Annotated in this window: 14 protein-coding genes; 8 read left to right on the forward strand and 6 right to left on the reverse strand. The window is 67.4% G+C overall.

Going from position 1 to position 14,839, the window contains the following annotated elements; genetic code table 11:
- Nucleotides 1–11 precede the first annotated feature (11 nt).
- The gene (locus ACZ46S_RS11595) at nt 12–215 is read left to right on the forward strand and encodes a cold-shock protein (protein ID WP_008494955.1); all 204 of its coding nucleotides are present in this window, start codon (nt 12–14) and stop codon (nt 213–215) included.
- A 48-nt stretch (nt 216–263) separates the two neighbouring features.
- Here the strand turns inward: ACZ46S_RS11595 and ACZ46S_RS11600 are convergent, their stop codons facing one another.
- Together ACZ46S_RS11600 and ACZ46S_RS11605 are read right to left on the reverse strand one after the other, a co-directional pair.
- Entirely contained in the window at nt 264–905 is a 642-nt protein-coding gene (locus ACZ46S_RS11600) for a class II aldolase/adducin family protein (protein ID WP_464061840.1), read from the reverse strand.
- The gene (locus tag ACZ46S_RS11605) at nt 902–1,789 is read right to left on the reverse strand and encodes a hypothetical protein (protein ID WP_464061841.1); all 888 of its coding nucleotides are present in this window, start codon (nt 1,787–1,789) and stop codon (nt 902–904) included. The genes ACZ46S_RS11600 and ACZ46S_RS11605 overlap by 4 nt, the downstream gene beginning before the upstream one ends.
- 92 nt (nt 1,790–1,881) lie before the next feature.
- Between ACZ46S_RS11605 and ACZ46S_RS11610 the strand changes: the two genes are divergently transcribed.
- The 3 genes from ACZ46S_RS11610 to ACZ46S_RS11620 are packed head-to-tail and all read left to right on the forward strand — an operon-like array spanning nt 1,882 to nt 3,618.
- Nucleotides 1,882–2,022 carry a hypothetical protein gene (locus ACZ46S_RS11610; RefSeq protein ID WP_464061842.1) on the forward strand — a complete coding sequence of 47 codons (141 nt, stop codon included), beginning with the start codon at nt 1,882–1,884 and terminating at the stop codon, nt 2,020–2,022.
- An 8-nt stretch (nt 2,023–2,030) separates the two neighbouring features.
- The gene (locus ACZ46S_RS11615) at nt 2,031–2,450 is read left to right on the forward strand and encodes a polysaccharide biosynthesis/export family protein (RefSeq protein ID WP_464061843.1); all 420 of its coding nucleotides are present in this window, start codon (nt 2,031–2,033) and stop codon (nt 2,448–2,450) included.
- Nucleotides 2,434–3,618, forward strand: coding sequence for an MFS transporter (locus ACZ46S_RS11620; protein ID WP_464061844.1), 1,185 nt, complete (start codon nt 2,434–2,436; stop codon nt 3,616–3,618). The genes ACZ46S_RS11615 and ACZ46S_RS11620 overlap by 17 nt, the downstream gene beginning before the upstream one ends.
- A 94-nt stretch (nt 3,619–3,712) precedes the next feature.
- On the opposite strand, the gene ACZ46S_RS11625 is transcribed toward ACZ46S_RS11620, so the two are convergent.
- Together ACZ46S_RS11625 and ACZ46S_RS11630 are read right to left on the reverse strand one after the other, a co-directional pair.
- Nucleotides 3,713–5,038, reverse strand: a complete 1,326-nt coding sequence (locus tag ACZ46S_RS11625; RefSeq protein WP_464061845.1) for a dihydroorotase — start codon at nt 5,036–5,038, stop codon at nt 3,713–3,715.
- A gap of 8 nt (nt 5,039–5,046) precedes the next feature.
- Nucleotides 5,047–5,940, reverse strand: coding sequence for a glycosyltransferase family 9 protein (locus ACZ46S_RS11630; RefSeq protein ID WP_464061846.1), 894 nt, complete (start codon nt 5,938–5,940; stop codon nt 5,047–5,049).
- Between the two features lie 80 nt (nt 5,941–6,020).
- On the opposite strand from ACZ46S_RS11630, the gene ygfZ reads away from it, so the two are divergent.
- Nucleotides 6,021–6,836: a CAF17-like 4Fe-4S cluster assembly/insertion protein YgfZ gene (ygfZ, locus tag ACZ46S_RS11635; protein WP_464061847.1), complete on the forward strand. Its 816-nt coding sequence runs from the start codon at nt 6,021–6,023 to the stop codon at nt 6,834–6,836.
- A gap of 9 nt (nt 6,837–6,845) precedes the next feature.
- Here ygfZ and ACZ46S_RS11640 read toward each other — a convergent pair whose 3' ends face one another.
- Nucleotides 6,846–7,313: a hypothetical protein gene (locus ACZ46S_RS11640; RefSeq protein WP_464061848.1), complete on the reverse strand. Its 468-nt coding sequence runs from the start codon at nt 7,311–7,313 to the stop codon at nt 6,846–6,848.
- Nucleotides 7,314–7,526: 213 nt separating this feature from the next.
- Between ACZ46S_RS11640 and ACZ46S_RS11645 the strand changes: the two genes are divergently transcribed.
- Nucleotides 7,527–8,684, forward strand: a complete 1,158-nt coding sequence (locus ACZ46S_RS11645) for a hypothetical protein (protein ID WP_464061849.1) — start codon at nt 7,527–7,529, stop codon at nt 8,682–8,684.
- Nucleotides 8,594–10,615 carry a glycosyltransferase gene (locus tag ACZ46S_RS11650; protein WP_464061850.1) on the forward strand — a complete coding sequence of 674 codons (2,022 nt, stop codon included), beginning with the start codon at nt 8,594–8,596 and terminating at the stop codon, nt 10,613–10,615. The genes ACZ46S_RS11645 and ACZ46S_RS11650 overlap by 91 nt, the downstream gene beginning before the upstream one ends.
- A gap of 18 nt (nt 10,616–10,633) precedes the next feature.
- On the opposite strand, the gene ACZ46S_RS11655 is transcribed toward ACZ46S_RS11650, so the two are convergent.
- The gene (locus ACZ46S_RS11655) at nt 10,634–13,306 is read right to left on the reverse strand and encodes a tetratricopeptide repeat protein (RefSeq protein WP_464061851.1); all 2,673 of its coding nucleotides are present in this window, start codon (nt 13,304–13,306) and stop codon (nt 10,634–10,636) included.
- Between the two features lie 171 nt (nt 13,307–13,477).
- On the opposite strand from ACZ46S_RS11655, the gene gorA reads away from it, so the two are divergent.
- Nucleotides 13,478–14,839 (forward strand): glutathione-disulfide reductase, encoded by a 1,362-nt coding sequence (gorA, locus tag ACZ46S_RS11660; RefSeq protein ID WP_464061852.1) that lies wholly within the window; start codon nt 13,478–13,480, stop codon nt 14,837–14,839.

Below are 14,839 nucleotides of genomic sequence, written 5' to 3' on the forward strand. Positions count from 1 at the left end.
CGACGAAGACTATGCCGATCGGTACCGTGAAATGGTTCAATACGACCAAGGGTTTTGGGTTCATCGTGCCGCAGGATGGCGGCAAGGACGTGTTCGTGCACATCACCGCCGTGCAGTCCGCCGGCCTGCGTGGCCTGAATGAAGGCCAGAAGGTCAGCTTTGACATCACCAAGGAGCGCGGCAAGGATGCCGCCGTGAACATCAAGGCGGTCTAAGCCAGCCTGGTTCGCGTCAACGCCGCCCCTCCGGGCGGCGTTTTTGTATCAATTTCCCGTGTTCGGCCGGTAGGCGGTGGCGAACTGGTCCTGTGCGTCCTGGATCTCCTGATCCGAGAGCAGCACCGGCCCGCCCGCCTGCAGGGACAGCAGATATTGCTGCGCCAGCACCTCCAGCTCGCTCGCCGCCGCCAGCGCCGCATCCACATCCTGGCCCACCGCCAGCGCGCCGTGATTGGCCATCAGGCAGGCCCGCCGTCCCTCCAGCGCGCGCAGCACCGCCGCCGACAATGCCGCCGTGCCGAACAGCGCGTAATCCGCGCAGCGCACATCGCCGCCGCCAAAGCGGGTGACCATGTAATGGCAGGGCGGAATCGCGCGCCGCGCCATGGAAAGCGCGGTGCAATAGGGCGCGTGATGATGCACCACCCCGCCCACCTCCGGGCGGGAGAGATAGATGTCCAGATGAAAGCGCCATTCGGATGAGGGGCGGAAGCGGCCTTCAAAACTGCCATCCGGGCGCAGCAGCGGGATCATCTCCGGGGTCAGCGCCTCATAAGGCACCGCCGAGGGGGTGATGAGAATGCCGCCCTGCGTGCGCAGCGAGACATTGCCGGAGGTCCCCGCCGCCAGCCCGCGCGCCGCCATCTCCCGCGCCGCACGGATCAGCGCCTGCGCCTGCGCGCTCACGAGGCGGGAGCGAGATGCAGGTTGGGCGAGATTTTCAGCGCCGTGCCGGTCCAGCGCAGCGCCAGCGTGGTCTTGCTGACCGGCGCGGTGGCGAACTGCCCGGCGGCACAAGCACGCTTGGCATCCTTGGCACTGACATAGCTCAGCGTGGCGCTGGCGCCGTCTTCGGCCGGGGTGAGGCCGTCGATCCCCAGCGCCACCGCCTCGCCGTCCTCAAGCCCCTGGCAATTGGCGTTGGGGGTCATGGTGCCGCGCAGATCGCGCGCCGCCAGCACCGCCGGCTTCTCGCCGCCCGGCGGCGGCAGGGAGAGCAGAGAAAGCCGGCTATCCGCCTCGCCCTGCGCCTCGTCGCTATAGAGACAGACGAATTTCGCCCGCCCGGTCGGGACCAGCGAGACGCAATGCTCCGCCTGCCCGCCCGGATACCAGCCTTTCAGTTGCCAATGATCCGCCGCGCGGACGAACAGAATGCCGCCACCGAAATTATTCACATGCGGCTCGAAGCTGCCGGCATAGGTCACATAGGCCTCGTCCGCCGTGGCGCTGGTGAGATGGCCGATGACCACGCTCTTCAGCGTGATGCCCAGCCCCAGCCCGGCGCCGCCATAATCCTGGGTGGGATAGCCCCGCAGGCTGGCGCATTGATGCGCATAGCCGCCCCCGGCCCCGCTGGCGCCGCCGCAGACCAAGGGCAGGAACGCCGCCTGCTCGGCAGCGCTCATGGCGCGCGGATCGTGATTTTCCGCTGCCGCCGGGGTGGGCGGTGCCTGGGTGGAGCCGCCCTGCCCGGCGCTGCCACCGGGCTGGTTTTGGTGCGGCAGGAACAGGAACAGCCCTGCCGCAATGATCACGACCAGGGAAAACAGAGCGGCGAGGCGCTTCATCAAAAACTCCGGATTCGGTCCAATCACCGCTTTGCCGGGTTTCCCGGCTTCGGTAAACAGGAGGCAATTTAAGCTTTTGGAAAGGAAGCCAGATGGTGCTTCGGCGTGGCCTGCTTGCTGCGTTCCCCGCCCTGCTCTCCGGCTGTGCCAGCTGGCAGGCGCCGGGCTTTCATCTGCCCCCGCTCCCCCCGCCCCGCCGGGCCCCTATCGGCTTGGCCCCGGCGATGCGCTGAATCTGCGTGTGTTCGACCAGGAGCAGATGTCCGGCAGCTATCATGTCGATGATGGCGGCAATATCGACTTGCCTTTGCTGGGTCTGGTGCAGGCGGGAGGCTTGAGCACCGACGCGCTGGCCAAGGCCATCGCCAGCCAGCTGCAGGCCCGCCAGCTTATACTGCACCCCTCCGTGGCGGTGGAGATTGCCACCTACCGGCCCTTCTACACGCTGGGCGAGGTCACCACCCCCGGCCCCTACCCATACCGCCCGGGCATGACAGTCCTGACCGCGATTTCCATTGCCGGCGGGTTCACTTACCGGGCTGAGACAGCCTATGTGGGAGTGACGCGTACGATCGGCAGCAAGGCTGCCCAATATCGGGCGCCGACCACAGCAATGGTTCTGCCGGGTGATGTCATCACAGTCTTTGAGCGCCGCTTCTGAGCCGACCAGCGGGAACATTCCCCGCACCACCGCGCTCGCTTTGGTCGTCGCCGGCTATGTGACCTTCGTGAATATGTGGTGCACCCAGGCAATCCTGCCGGTGCTGGCGCAAAGCCTGCACGTTTCGCCGGCGCTGACCGGCTATACCGTCACCGCGCCGCTGATCGCCACCGCCGCGATGGCGCCGCTGATCGGCATGCTCTCGGACCGGTTCGGCCGGCGCGTCTTCATTCGCGGCGCGGCGCTGCTGCTGATCATCCCCACTTTGCTCGCCGCCATGGCCAGCTCGCTGCCGATGCTGATCGCCTGCCGGTTCCTGCAAGGGCTGCTGCTGCCCTTCATCTTCACCGTCACCATCGCCTATATCAGCGACGAGATGAGCCCGGCCAACGCGATGAAGATGGTGGGCATCTATACCTCCGGCACCATCACCGGCGGGTTTTCCGGGCGGCTGATCGTCGGCTTCGTCACCGCGCTGACGCATAATTGGCGGATCGGGTTTCTGGTGATCGGGCTGATCACGCTGGCGGCGGCGCTGATCATCACCTTCATGCTGCCACGCGAGGCGCGCTTCAAACCCACCACGGGCGTCGCCGGGGCGCTGGCCTCCTTTCCCAACCATCTCTCCAACAAGCGGCTGCTCGGCACCTATGCGGTGGGGTTCGGGGTGCTGTTCTCGCTGGTCAGCGTCTTCACCTTCATCAATTTCCGCCTGGCCGAGGCGCCCTATAATATGGGCCCGGCGGCGCTGGGGGCGATTTTCGTGGTCTATCTCGGCGGCGTGGCGGCAAGCCCGGTGGCCGGACGGCTGGGCGCGAAAATGAACCGGCAATGGCTGATGGCGGGCTGCACCGGGCTGATCCTGCTCGGTCTGGCGCTGACCCTGGCCAGCCCGCTCTGGATGATCGCGCTCGGGCTGCTGCTGATCTGCTTCGGGGTATTCCCGCAGCAGACGCTGGCGACCGGCTTCATCGGCATCGCCGCGCGCGGGGCGAAATCCACCGCCGTCGGGCTGTATGTCACCGCCTATTATATCGGCGGCAGCTTCGGCGGCATCATCCCCGCCGCCGCCTGGCACAGCGCCGGCTGGATCGGCTGTGCCGCGATCACCGCTTTGGTGCAGCTGCTGATGCTGGGCTTCGCCTGGAAGAGCTGGAAAACCGCCTGATCAGCCCGGGGCCTCCGGCATGGGGCGCTCCTCTCGCCGGACGGAATCTCTGGGGGTGTTTTTGGAAAAACACCCCCAGACCCCCCAAAAACTTTTATGACCTGAAGCGCACGGCCTGGCCCTGCGGTTCGCCGGTCACCTGGCCTTCATACATCACCACCTGGCCACGGATGATCGTGGCCATCGGCCAGCCGGTGCAGGCCACGCCGTCGAACGGCGTCCAGCCGCATGGGCTGGCGATCCAGCTATTCTCGATGGTGCGCCTGGCCTTGAGATCGACCACCGAGAAATCCGCGTCATTCCCGGTCACGATCCGGCCCTTGCCGATGGCGCCATAGATCCGCGCCGGACCCTCGGACATCAGCTGGGCGAGGCGCAGCAGCGAAAGCCGGCCCTCATTCACCTGGGAGAGCATCAGCGGCAGGCTGGTCTGCACGCCGGTCAGCCCGGCGGCGGTGGCGGGCCAGGGCTTTTCCTTGGCCGCGCGCGGATGCGGCGCGTGGTCGGAGCCGATATTATCCACCGTGCCATCGGCGACAGCGGCCCAGGCGGCATCCATATGGCGCTTGTCGCGCAAAGGCGGGTTCATCACCGCATAGGGGCCAAGGCGCTCATACACATCCGGCGCGCATTGCAGCAGATGGTTCACCAGCACCTCGCAGCCCACCAGATCCTTATGCGCCTTCAGGAAGGCGAACTCCTCGGCGGTGGAGACGTGCAGAATATGCGCCGGGCGGCCGGTGCGCGCGGCAATCGCGGTGATGCGGCGCGTGCCCTTGAAGGCGCATTCCTCATCGCGCCAGACGAAATGGTCGCTATACGGGCCGCCACCCTCGAACTGCGCCTTGCGCGCCTGCAGCCGCTCCTCATCCTCGGAGTGGAAAGACACACGGCGGCGCCCCGAGCGCATCAGCCGCTCGATGCTCGCATCGTCGGCAACCAGCAGATTGCCGGTGGAGGAGCCAGCGAAGACCTTCATCGCGCAGACGCCCGGCAGGCTCTCCAGCGTGCCGGTCTCGTCCAGATTATCCATGGTGGCGCCGGCGAACAGGCCTATATCGCACCAGGCATGGCCGGCGATATAGTCATGCTTGGCGGTCAGGCTCGCAACATCCACGCCCGCCGGGTTGGTGTTGGGCATGTCGAAACAGGCGGTCACCCCGCCCAGCACCGCGCCGAGCGAGCCCGAGCGCATATCCTCCACCCCCTCGACCCCGCCTTTGCCGCCATCGCGGAAATGCACATGCGGGTCGATGATGCCGGGCAGCACATGCAGCCCGGACGCGTTGAAGCGCTCAGCCGACGCCCCAAGATTTTTGCCGATGGCGGCGATCTTGCCGTCTTTCACGGCGACATCGGCCACCGCCTCGCCCCAGGGGAGGACCAACGTGCCGTTTTCCAGGATCAGATCATAGCTCATGGCAATTCCTATAGGCCCAGAAGCGTGAATGCGGCAGAGGCGACAGCCTCAACACTGAGCCCCGCCATCGGCGCCTCGCCCTCCGGGCCGGGGGCGATGGCGGTGGCGGTGCGCGGCCCGGCCGGGGCATATTCGCTGGCGCGTGAGCGGCCGAACAGCCCCAGCGTGGGGGTGCCGGCGGCGGCGGAGAGATGCATCAGCCCTGAATCATTGCCGACAAACAGACAGGCCCGGCGCAGACAGGCGGCGGCCTCCGGCAGCGAGAGCGTGCCGACCAGATCGATCGCCCCAGGCAGCGCCGCCAGCACCGGGGCGGCCAGCGCCGCCTCGGAAGCCCCCGGCCCGCCGAACACGGCGGCGCGCAACCCGGGCATGCGGGCGGATAATCCATAAAACAAATCTATGAATCGCTGCGCCGGCCAGATCTTGCCCTCCCAGTTCGCCGTCGGCGCCAGGGCGAGGATCGGGCCCTCGCCGAGCAGCCGCAGCGCCTTGGCATCGTCCTCCGGCGCGGTCCAGGCGACGGGCAGCGGCGGCGGGGTGAAGCCCAGCGCGGTGCCCAGCTGCATATAGCGCCGCCCCGGCCGGCGGCCGCCCTTGAGCATGTGGCGCTTGCGCACGGCCAGCGCCAGGGTGATGGCGGAGCCGCGCACATCCACCGCGATATCCCAGACATGCGGGGCCAGCTTGGTCCAGAGCCGCAGCCAATGCCGGTCGAAGCGCTCTTTTTCAAAAACGATCAACCGTTCCAGCGCCGGAAACCGGGTGAACACCCCCTCCGCCACCGTGCCGCAGGCGATGGTGAAACGCGCCTGCGGATATTTCAGCCGCAGCGCTTCCAGAATGCCGCAGGAGATCACGGCGTCGCCGATCCGCGACGAGGTTATGAACAGGATATTCATGTAACAGCGCCTGTAGCCTGCCCTGGCGGCGGCGGCAAACCGCTCTTGCCGTTCGCGCCGGGCGCGCCCATTTTGCCGGCATGAGCAGCATCGCGCATCTGCCGCATCGCGGCGTTCTGGCACTCACCGGCCCCGAGCGTGTGCCCTTCCTCAACGGGCTGGTCAGCAACGATGTCGCCCGGGCCGGGCCGGGGCAGGCCGTGTGGGCGGCGCTGCTCACCCCGCAAGGCAAATATCTTGTCGATTTCTTCATTCTCTCGGATGGCGAGCAGCTGCTGCTGGACATGCCGCGCGCCGAAATCCCGGCTCTGGCGCAGAAGCTGCGGCGGATGAAGCTGCGCAGCGCGGTGGAGATCGAGGATGTCTCCGCGGATCTGCATGTCTATGCCGTCTGGGGCGGCAGGCCGCCGCAAATCCCGCTGACCGCGGCCGATCCGCGCCTGCCCGAGGCGGGCTATCGCTGCCTGTCCGAGGAGATGATCGCCGCCAACGCCACGCCGGAGGACTATGCCGCGCACCGGATCGGGCTCGGCCTGCCGGACGGCCCGCCGGATCTGGAGCCGGAGAAGAGCCTGCTGCTGGAAGCCGGGTTCGAGGAGCTGGGCGGGGTGGATTTCGAAAAAGGCTGCTATATGGGCCAGGAGCTGACAGCGCGCACGAAATATCGCGGGCTGATCAAGCGCCGGCTGCTGCCGGTGCGCCTTGCCACGCCCGGCCTGCCGCCTGGCACGCCGATCCTGGCGGAGGGCCAGGAGGTCGGCACGCTGCGCTCCAGCGCCGGCGATCTGGCTTTGGCGACATTGCGGCTGGATGCGTTGAACAAGGCGCTGGAGGCTGACGGTGCCCGGGTGACGCCGTTGCCGATGAGCTGGATCAGGCTGCCCAGCTCGTCCTGAACGGGCGCATCAGGCGCGCTCGGCCATGCGGGCGGGCAACCGCACCACGGCGGCGCTGGGGCCATCACGCAGCACCGACCAGCCTTTATGCGGCAGACGCCCCTCGAGAAATCCAGAATGATGGAAATGCGACGTTGCCGAGGCGATAGCCCCGTTGGCGATCGCCTCGGCGACGTCGGGATATTCTGCCAGATACCATGCCTCATCGACAAGCACCGGGCGCGGCAAACGGTTTTCGAAGTAACCGGCAGCGATATAATGCGCTCTTCCGGAGGCAAGCCTTCCAGCGGTAACGGCCTCCGCCACATCCGCATTGGCCGCGAGATACCAAGCTTCATCCACCTCGACCATTTCCAGCACGGCACGGATGAGGCCAAATAATTTTTCCTCGCGCAGCTCGACATAATGCCCAATCTCGGAACCGCTATCAGCCATCAAATAGCTGTAGGACCGCATCGATACCACCTGGGATTGCATTGCGCTCATGTAACGAATGAACCATGCCTTACAACGTGATTCAAGTTATAATTCCGCAACGCAGCATACAATTTCGTTACATGCTGCGCATTCGAAGGAATTTCGTGTAATTTCCGATATGTGCTCTTGAGTGTCGCGGGCCGATGGTCAAAAACTGAGCCCGAATACCGGGCCTGATGACGGCGCCGGCATGGTCCGACGAACGGAGATTTGATGGCGATCAGGGGACATGTGGACACGATGGAAGGCAGCTACCTGACCGGTTGGGCCACCTCCGTGCCCGATACCGGCAACTGCGCCATCAGCGTCACGGATCAGGAGGGCAAGCTGCTGGCCAAGGGCCGCGCCTCCCGCCACCGGCCGGATCTGGCCACGCTGGGCCTCGGCCGCACCACCTTCGGCTATCGCATCGCCGTGCCGTTGAGCGAGGAGCCGCGCCTGCTGCGCGTCCTCGGCAATGGTGAGGAGCTGGTCGGCTCGCCAGTGGCCGTCGGGCCCGGCCTGTTCGATGGATTGTTCAGTCTCGAGGGGGACCAGCTGGTCGGCTGGGTGAGCGAACGCGCCCCGGCGAAGCAAGCCCCCTTCATCACCGTGCGCAACCAGGCCGGGCAGGAAGTGGCGCGCGGCCAAAGCGTGTTCGAGGCCCAGCCCGCCGACCCGCTCTTCGCCCCGGCGCGATTCAGGCTGACGCTGGATGCGGATTGCTTCGGCGCTGGCGAGATGCTGCTGGAGGTGGCGGCGAACGGCCAAACGATCGGGCGGACCAGCTGCAATCTCAGCCTGCGCGCCTTTCTGGAGGCGATCACGCCCACCCGCATGGTCGGCTGGGTGCTCTCGCCGGATGTGCCCAAGCGCATCTTCGCGCTCGATGTGTATCGCAACGGCATCCTCGAAGAGACCGACCATTGCGACCTGGAGCGGACGGATGTGCAGGCGCATTTCCCCGACTGCCCGACACCGGGATTCGATATCTCCCTCGATCCGCTGCAACAGGCGGCTGATCAGCCGGTCTCGCTGACGCTGCGCTTCGCCGGCGGCAAGCGGGATCTGTTCGACGGACCCTATCTGCTCGCCGGGCGCCCGGCGGCGGTGGCTGCCCTGCAGCGCGCCGCGCATCTGGCGCATGCCGGGCTGCCGGGGATCGGCGCCGGGGAACGCGCGCTGCTGACCGCCGCACTGCAGGAATTTCTGGCCAAGATGCGCGCCCAGGACGGGCTGGTGCTCGACCGCCAGCCGTCACCTTTGCCCGCCCCGGTGGCGGCAAGCGGGTCGCCATCGTCATGCCGATCTATCGCGGGGTGGAGGTCACCCAGGCCTGTATCGAGTCCGTGCTGGCGCACCGCCAGGCCGCGACCGATCTGCTGGTGCTGATCAACGATGCCTCGCCGGATGCGGCAATGGCGCCGATGCTGGCCGGCTATGCCGGTTTGCCGAATGTGGTGCTGCTGGAAAATGGCGACAATCTCGGCTTCGTCGGCAGCGTCAATCGCGGCCTGGCGCTGGTCAAGGGCAGCGATGTGCTGCTGCTGAATTCCGATACGGTGATGTTCGCCGGCGGGCTGGATGAGATGCTGCGCGTCGCCGCGGCGGATGCCGCGATCGGCACCGTCACCGCCATGTCCAGCAACGCCACGATCTTCTCCTACCCGTCGGCGGAGCTGCGCGAGCCGGCGCTGGCCGATATCAGCTGGCCGGAGCTGGCGGCTCTGGCCCTGGCCGAGAATGCCGGGCTGTGCGTGGATGTGCCGACCGGCCATGGCTTCTGCATGCTGATCAAGGCCGAGGTGATGGCGCGGATCGGCGCGCTGGATGAGGCATTCGGGCGCGGCTATGGCGAGGAGAATGATTTCTGCGCCCGCGCCGCTGCTCTGGGCTATCGCAATGTCGCCGCCGGCGGCGTCATCGTCGAGCATAAGGAGAGCATCTCCTTCGGCAATGAGCGGGCCAGCCTGGTGGCGCAGAACCAGCCGCGGCTGAATGCGCTCTACCCCGAATATACCCCGCTGATCATGGCCTTCGAGGACCGCGACGGGCTGCGCCAGCTGCGCTGGGCGCTGGACCGCGCCCGCCTGGCCCGGGCCCGCGCGCAAGGGGCGCGCTTCGCACTCGTCACCTCCAACGCGCTGGAAGGCGGCACGCCGAAGGCGATCCGCGATATCGAACGCGAGGTCGGCTATGGCGGCGCCACACGGCTCTCGCTCAGCGTCACCGAAAGCGGGTTGGTCGAGCTCTCCTGCGCCACGCCGCTGCTATGCGCGCATTTCAACAAGGATGAGGCGGCGGAGTTGTTCGCGCTGCTGGATGTCGCCGACCCGGGGCTGGTGCTGGCGCATCAGCTGCTGGGCTTTCCGGCCAGCGTCATCGCCGGGCTGCGGGACTGGCTGGGGACGCGCCACAGCCTGTACTGGGCGCATGATTTCTACGCGCTCTGCCCGCGCGTGACGATGATCGACGCGATCGGCCGCTTCTGCGGCGGGGCGGATGCCACCACCTGCGGGCGCTGCGTGGAGATGGGCGGAGCGCATGAAACCTCGGTGCTGAACGAGCTGAGCCCGGCCGAACACCGGGCGCTGTTCGACAGCCTGCTGGCGAAATTCACCCATGTCATCGCGCCGTCGGAGAATGCCGTCTTCTATCTCCGCAAGGTGTTCGCGCAGATCAAATTCAACGTGCTGCCGCATCCGGAAAGCCCGGCCGGCGCCGCCCCTGCCGCGCGGGCGGGCAATGATACCGAGATCGTGATGCTGGGCGCCATCGGCCCGCATAAGGGCTCGGACAAGCTGCTGGAAATCGCCAGGCGGGCGCGGCTGACGCATCCGCGGCTCAGCTTCCGCGTCATCGGCTACACCAATATCGACCAGGCGCTGCGGGCGGTGGGCAATGTCACCATCACCGGCAAATATACGCCCGAGGAGCTGCCTGAGCTGCTGGCGCAGACCAAGGGAAGGCTGGCTTTGTTCCTGCCGGCCTGGCCGGAGACCTATAGCTACACGCTCTCCGAGCTGGTGAAGCACGGCTTCATCCCGCTGGCGCCGGATATCGGCGCGCCGGCTGACCGGATCCGCAAGGCGGGGTTCGGCGTGGTCTTCCCTTTCCCCGCCGATGCCGCCGCGGTGCTGGCGCTGATCGACGAGATCGCCGCCGGCACGGTCAGCCCGGTGCGCGAGGGCGCGCTGCCGGAGGCCTTCTTCTCCAAGCCCGAGGATCTGGAGCGGCTGGACCGGATTGTGCTGAACCAGCCCCGGGAGAGCGTGAAGACCGCGGCGAAGCCGGCGAAGACGAAAACCCCAAGCCCGGCCTGAGAACAGCCGGGCCGGGGCTCAGCCCGGTTCGGCGGCGGCGTCGATCCGGCGGCGGTTGCGCATGTCGAAATTTTTGTAGGCGGCGAAGCAGCCGGCCGCGACATGCCGGCCCAGAACCCGGCGCTCCAGCAGCAGGATGCCCGGCGGCAGGCCACCCGCTTCCGCCGCGCGCAGCCCCAGCGTGCGGGTGAGCAAGGCCGGGCCGGAGAGCAGCCAGGGGATTTCATTGTCGCCGCGATTGATCGCGTTCACCAGAGCATGCAGGGCGTTGCGCAGCAACGGATGGCCCGGCACGGCGGCAATGAAATGGTTGGCCGCACAGCCAAACTCCTCCTGCGCCAGCACCAGCTCCGCACCGGCGGGCAGGATGCGGCTGAGCGGCGCCAGCGCCCGGTCATCCGCATCCACGTAGATGCCGCCTTCCTCGACCAGCAGCGCCAGCCTGAAGATATCGGCTTTCTGCGGCTTCTCCTTGGCGCGCAGATAGGCCTGCAGCACCGGCTGCGGGAATTTGCCGGCGAGATAGTCGCGCGCCTGAACATCGTCGAACCGGCGCCAGGCAAAGCCGGGATTGCGCGCCCGCCAGCCCTGCATCATCACCTCCAGATCCGCCGGGAGAGTGGTTTCGTGCCAGAACGCGTTGATCACCTGCGGGATCGCGGTGGCCCCGCGTACCGGGGAAAACTCAAGCCGCTCCGCTTGGCGCAGCGCCAGCAGCAAGGTGGCGGCCGGGGCGGTGCTCTCCGGCGCCTCGCGCACCAAAGCCGCGCAGGGCTCCAGCCGCTCCGGCAGTGGCAGGGCGTTGAGAGCGGCGAGCCTGCCCGCAAGTTCCGCGTCCAGCGCATATTCCTCGATCATCTGACCGAGCAAAGATTGCGAGATGTTCAACGATTCCCCGCGCAGCCGGCGTTCGGCGGCGATCAGCGCATAGTGGCGGCGCAGATGCGCGCGCGCCCCCTCCAGGTCAAAGCGCATCAGCTTCACCCGGCAGAGCGCCTCCTGCAGCGACGCGTCATTCGGGCTCAGCTCCGCCGCCGCCTCGTAATGCGCCAGTGCGGCCTCCATCTGCCAGAGCGATTCCGCCAGCGCCCCGACACAGCGTCGGCGCACCCCGCGCTCGGCCCGCGAGCTGGCGGGAATGCCCAGCAGCGCCTTCTGCAGCATCGCATCGCTGCCGGCCAGCAGCTCGGTCTGGAAACGTTCGACCCAGAGCCAGAATTGCTTCGGCGCCGCCAGGCTCGCGGCGCGGGCGACGCTGAGCGCCTCATCCATCCGCCCGGTGCGGCGCAGCAGCGTGATCCGCCAGGATTGCAGCTGCGGGCTCAGCCCGTGCTCCTGCTCAAGCGCCTGCAGCCCCTCCAGCGCCGCATCCAGCTTGCCTTGCCAGGCCAGCGTGTCGAGCATGCCGAACCGGAACGCGATCTCGCCGGGCTTGGCGAGGGCGGCCTCCTCATAGATCTGATAGGCCTGGGCGGCATCGCCCACGGTCAAGGCCTGGCCGGCGAGCTGGCTCACCGCATCGGTATGGGTCGGCGCCAGCGCCAGCGCCCGGCGCAGATGCGCGTTGCTCTCCGCCTGGCGGCCGAGCAGATAATCCTGCCGGGCCAGTTCGGCCAGCAGGGTCGGGTTTTCCGGCTCCAGCGCCAGCGCCTCGGTGAACCAATGCGCCGCCTGCTGCGCCTCGCCCGCCTGGCGTTCGGTATAAGCCAGCCCCACCAGCACCGGCACCCGGCCGGGATGGGAAGAGAGCAGCGCGGTGCCGGCGGCACGTGCCTCTTCCAGCGCCCCGGCATCGCGCAGCGCGTCGATCAAGGCCAGGCGCGGCGCCAGCTCATCGGGGGCCAGCCGCACCGCCTCCTGGAAATGCTTGCGGGCGAGATCGTGCTCGCCCTGGGCGCGCGCGCCATGGCCGCGCCCCAGCGCCACCGCCCAATGGCCGGGATCGATCTCGGCGGCGCGGTCCAGCATCTCCATGGACGGGCCGATGCGCCCCAGCGCCCGCAGCGCCTCGGCGATATCCAGCCAGCGCGAGATTTCATTCGGCGCCATCCGCGCCGCCTGTTCCAGCCAGGCCAGCGCCGCTTCATGGTCGCCACGGTCGCGGGCAATATGGCCCAGCGCCACATGCGCGTGCCAAAAGCTCGGCTGCGCCGATAACAGGCCCTGCAGCCGCTCGGCGGCCTCATTGGCATGGCCGGCACCGCGCAGCGTTTCGGCCAGATTCATCACATACCAGGGTTCGGCCGGGGCCAGCCGGGCCGCCATGCGCATCGCATGCAGCCTGCCCTCGCCGTCGCGCGCGGCGGCGGCCTCCATCAGCCGTCCGGCCAGCGCCGCCGCATCCAGCCGCAGCTCATGGCCCAGCGCCGCGCCGGAGGCCAGATCCCGGGCGGTGATCACCACCTCCTCGACCGCTTGCGGCAGCATTGGCACATCGAGCTGCCAGGCGAAGCCATAGCAGCCATCGCCAAGCCCGGCCTCGGCGACATCGCCGCGCAGCAGATCCGCCCGCGTCCGCCCGGCGACGATGCCATTCACCGCGACTTCGATCTCAAGCCGCTGCGCCGGGTCCTCCGGGTTCCAGGCCCAGCCCAGCACCTCGAAACCCTCGCCGAGCCGGTCCAGATAGCCGGATATCTTATTGGTCTGCGCTTCGGCCTGTTCCATCATCCCTGCCCCGGCATGAGACATGCCGTCTTCCCTGTTTCATGTCGCCCCGCGCCATGTTCCCTGTCGCCATGTTCCCTGTATTGCTGGGGTTTTTCAACCGGGCGCGGGAAGATGACCCGCCCCGAAGGACGTGCATTGGTAAAAGCAGCTTCCGCATATTAGGTAAATGCGGAAATGACAGGATCTTCATCGATGGATTTCGACCTCTTCGTGATCGGCGGCGGCTCTGGCGGGGTGCGCGCCGCGCGGATTTCCGCGGGACACGGCGCACGGGTGGGTGTGGCGGAGGCGCGCTTCTGGGGCGGCACCTGCGTGAATGTCGGCTGCGTGCCGAAGAAATTCATGGTGATGGCCGCCGAATATGGCGGGGCCGCCGAGGATGCGCGCGGCTTCGGCTGGGACATCGCCAAGGGCGGGCATGACTGGGCCGCGCTGATCGCCGCCAAGGACAAGGAAATTTCCCGTCTCAACGGCATTTATCGCCGGCTGCTGGAGAATGCCGGGGCGAAAATCTTCGACGCCCGCGCCACCTTCATCGACGCCCATACGCTCGATGTCGGCGGGCAACGCATCACCGCCGAGCGGATCCTGATCGCGACCGGCGGCCACCCGACCGGGCTGGAGATTCCCGGCGCCGAACATGCCGTGGTCTCGGATGATATTTTCGCGCTGCCAGCGATGCCCAAGCGCGTCGCGGTGGTCGGCAGCGGCTATATCGCGGTGGAATTCGCCGGTGTGTTCGCGGGGCTGGGGGCGCAAACCCATCTGATCTATCGCCAGCCTCTGCCTTTGCGCGGCTTCGATGAAGATCTGCGCGCCGGCCTGGCCGAGGCGCTGACGCAGAACGGCGTCATTCAGCACCCCAGCACCTTGCCCACCGCGATTACCGCCGAAAACGGTGCCAAGCAGGTGACCCTCTCGGATGGCAGCGCCATTGAGGTCGATCTGGTCTTCTTCGCCACCGGCCGCGCCGCCAATACCAGGGGGCTCAATCTCGGTGCCGCCGGGGTGCAAACCGGGCCGAAGGGGGAAATCCCGATCGGCGGGGATTTCGCCACCAATATCGGCCATATCTACGCGCTCGGCGATGTCACCGACCAGGTGAACCTCACCCCCGTCGCCACCGCCCAGGGCCATGCGCTGGCGGACAGTTTGTTCGGTAACAAGCCGCGCGGCGTCAGCCTGCAGAACGTGCCGAGTGCGGTGTTCTCGATCCCGCCGATCGCCAGTGTCGGCCTTACCGAGGACCAGGCCCCGGCGGGGGCAAAGATCTTCGTCTCGAAATTCACCCCGATGCGCCACACACTCTCCGGGCGGGCCCGCAAGACGCTGATGAAGCTGATCGTGGATGCGGACACGGACAAGGTGCTTGGCGCGCATATGCTGGGCGAGGATGCGCCGGAGATCCTGCAAGGTCTGGCGGTGGCGATCATCGCCGGGGCGACCAAGGCGGATTTCGACCGCACCATCGGCATCCACCCGACAGCCGCCGAGGAATTCGTGACGATGCGCACACAGACCAGGGTTGCCGGGGCCTTGGCGGCGGCCGAGTAG

This window comes from Acidocella aluminiidurans (assembly GCF_055383125.1).

Bases quoted from the DNA above. Each gene is read 5' to 3' on its own strand.
- ACZ46S_RS11595 (WP_008494955.1), top strand. From the start codon at position 12: ATGCCGATCGGTACCGTGAAATGGTTCAATACGACCAAGGGTTTTGGG.
- ACZ46S_RS11605 (WP_464061841.1), bottom strand. From the start codon at position 1,789: ATGAAGCGCCTCGCCGCTCTGTTTTCCCTGGTCGTGATCATTGCGGCA.
- ACZ46S_RS11610 (WP_464061842.1), top strand. From the start codon at position 1,882: ATGGTGCTTCGGCGTGGCCTGCTTGCTGCGTTCCCCGCCCTGCTCTCC.
- ACZ46S_RS11625 (WP_464061845.1), bottom strand. From the start codon at position 5,038: ATGAGCTATGATCTGATCCTGGAAAACGGCACGTTGGTCCTCCCCTGG.
- ACZ46S_RS11630 (WP_464061846.1), bottom strand. From the start codon at position 5,940: ATGAATATCCTGTTCATAACCTCGTCGCGGATCGGCGACGCCGTGATC.
- ygfZ (WP_464061847.1), top strand. From the start codon at position 6,021: ATGAGCAGCATCGCGCATCTGCCGCATCGCGGCGTTCTGGCACTCACC.
- ACZ46S_RS11640 (WP_464061848.1), bottom strand. From the start codon at position 7,313: ATGCAATCCCAGGTGGTATCGATGCGGTCCTACAGCTATTTGATGGCT.
- ACZ46S_RS11645 (WP_464061849.1), top strand. From the start codon at position 7,527: ATGGCGATCAGGGGACATGTGGACACGATGGAAGGCAGCTACCTGACC.
- ACZ46S_RS11650 (WP_464061850.1), top strand. From the start codon at position 8,594: ATGCCGATCTATCGCGGGGTGGAGGTCACCCAGGCCTGTATCGAGTCC.
- ACZ46S_RS11655 (WP_464061851.1), bottom strand. From the start codon at position 13,306: ATGTCTCATGCCGGGGCAGGGATGATGGAACAGGCCGAAGCGCAGACC.
- gorA (WP_464061852.1), top strand. From the start codon at position 13,478: ATGGATTTCGACCTCTTCGTGATCGGCGGCGGCTCTGGCGGGGTGCGC.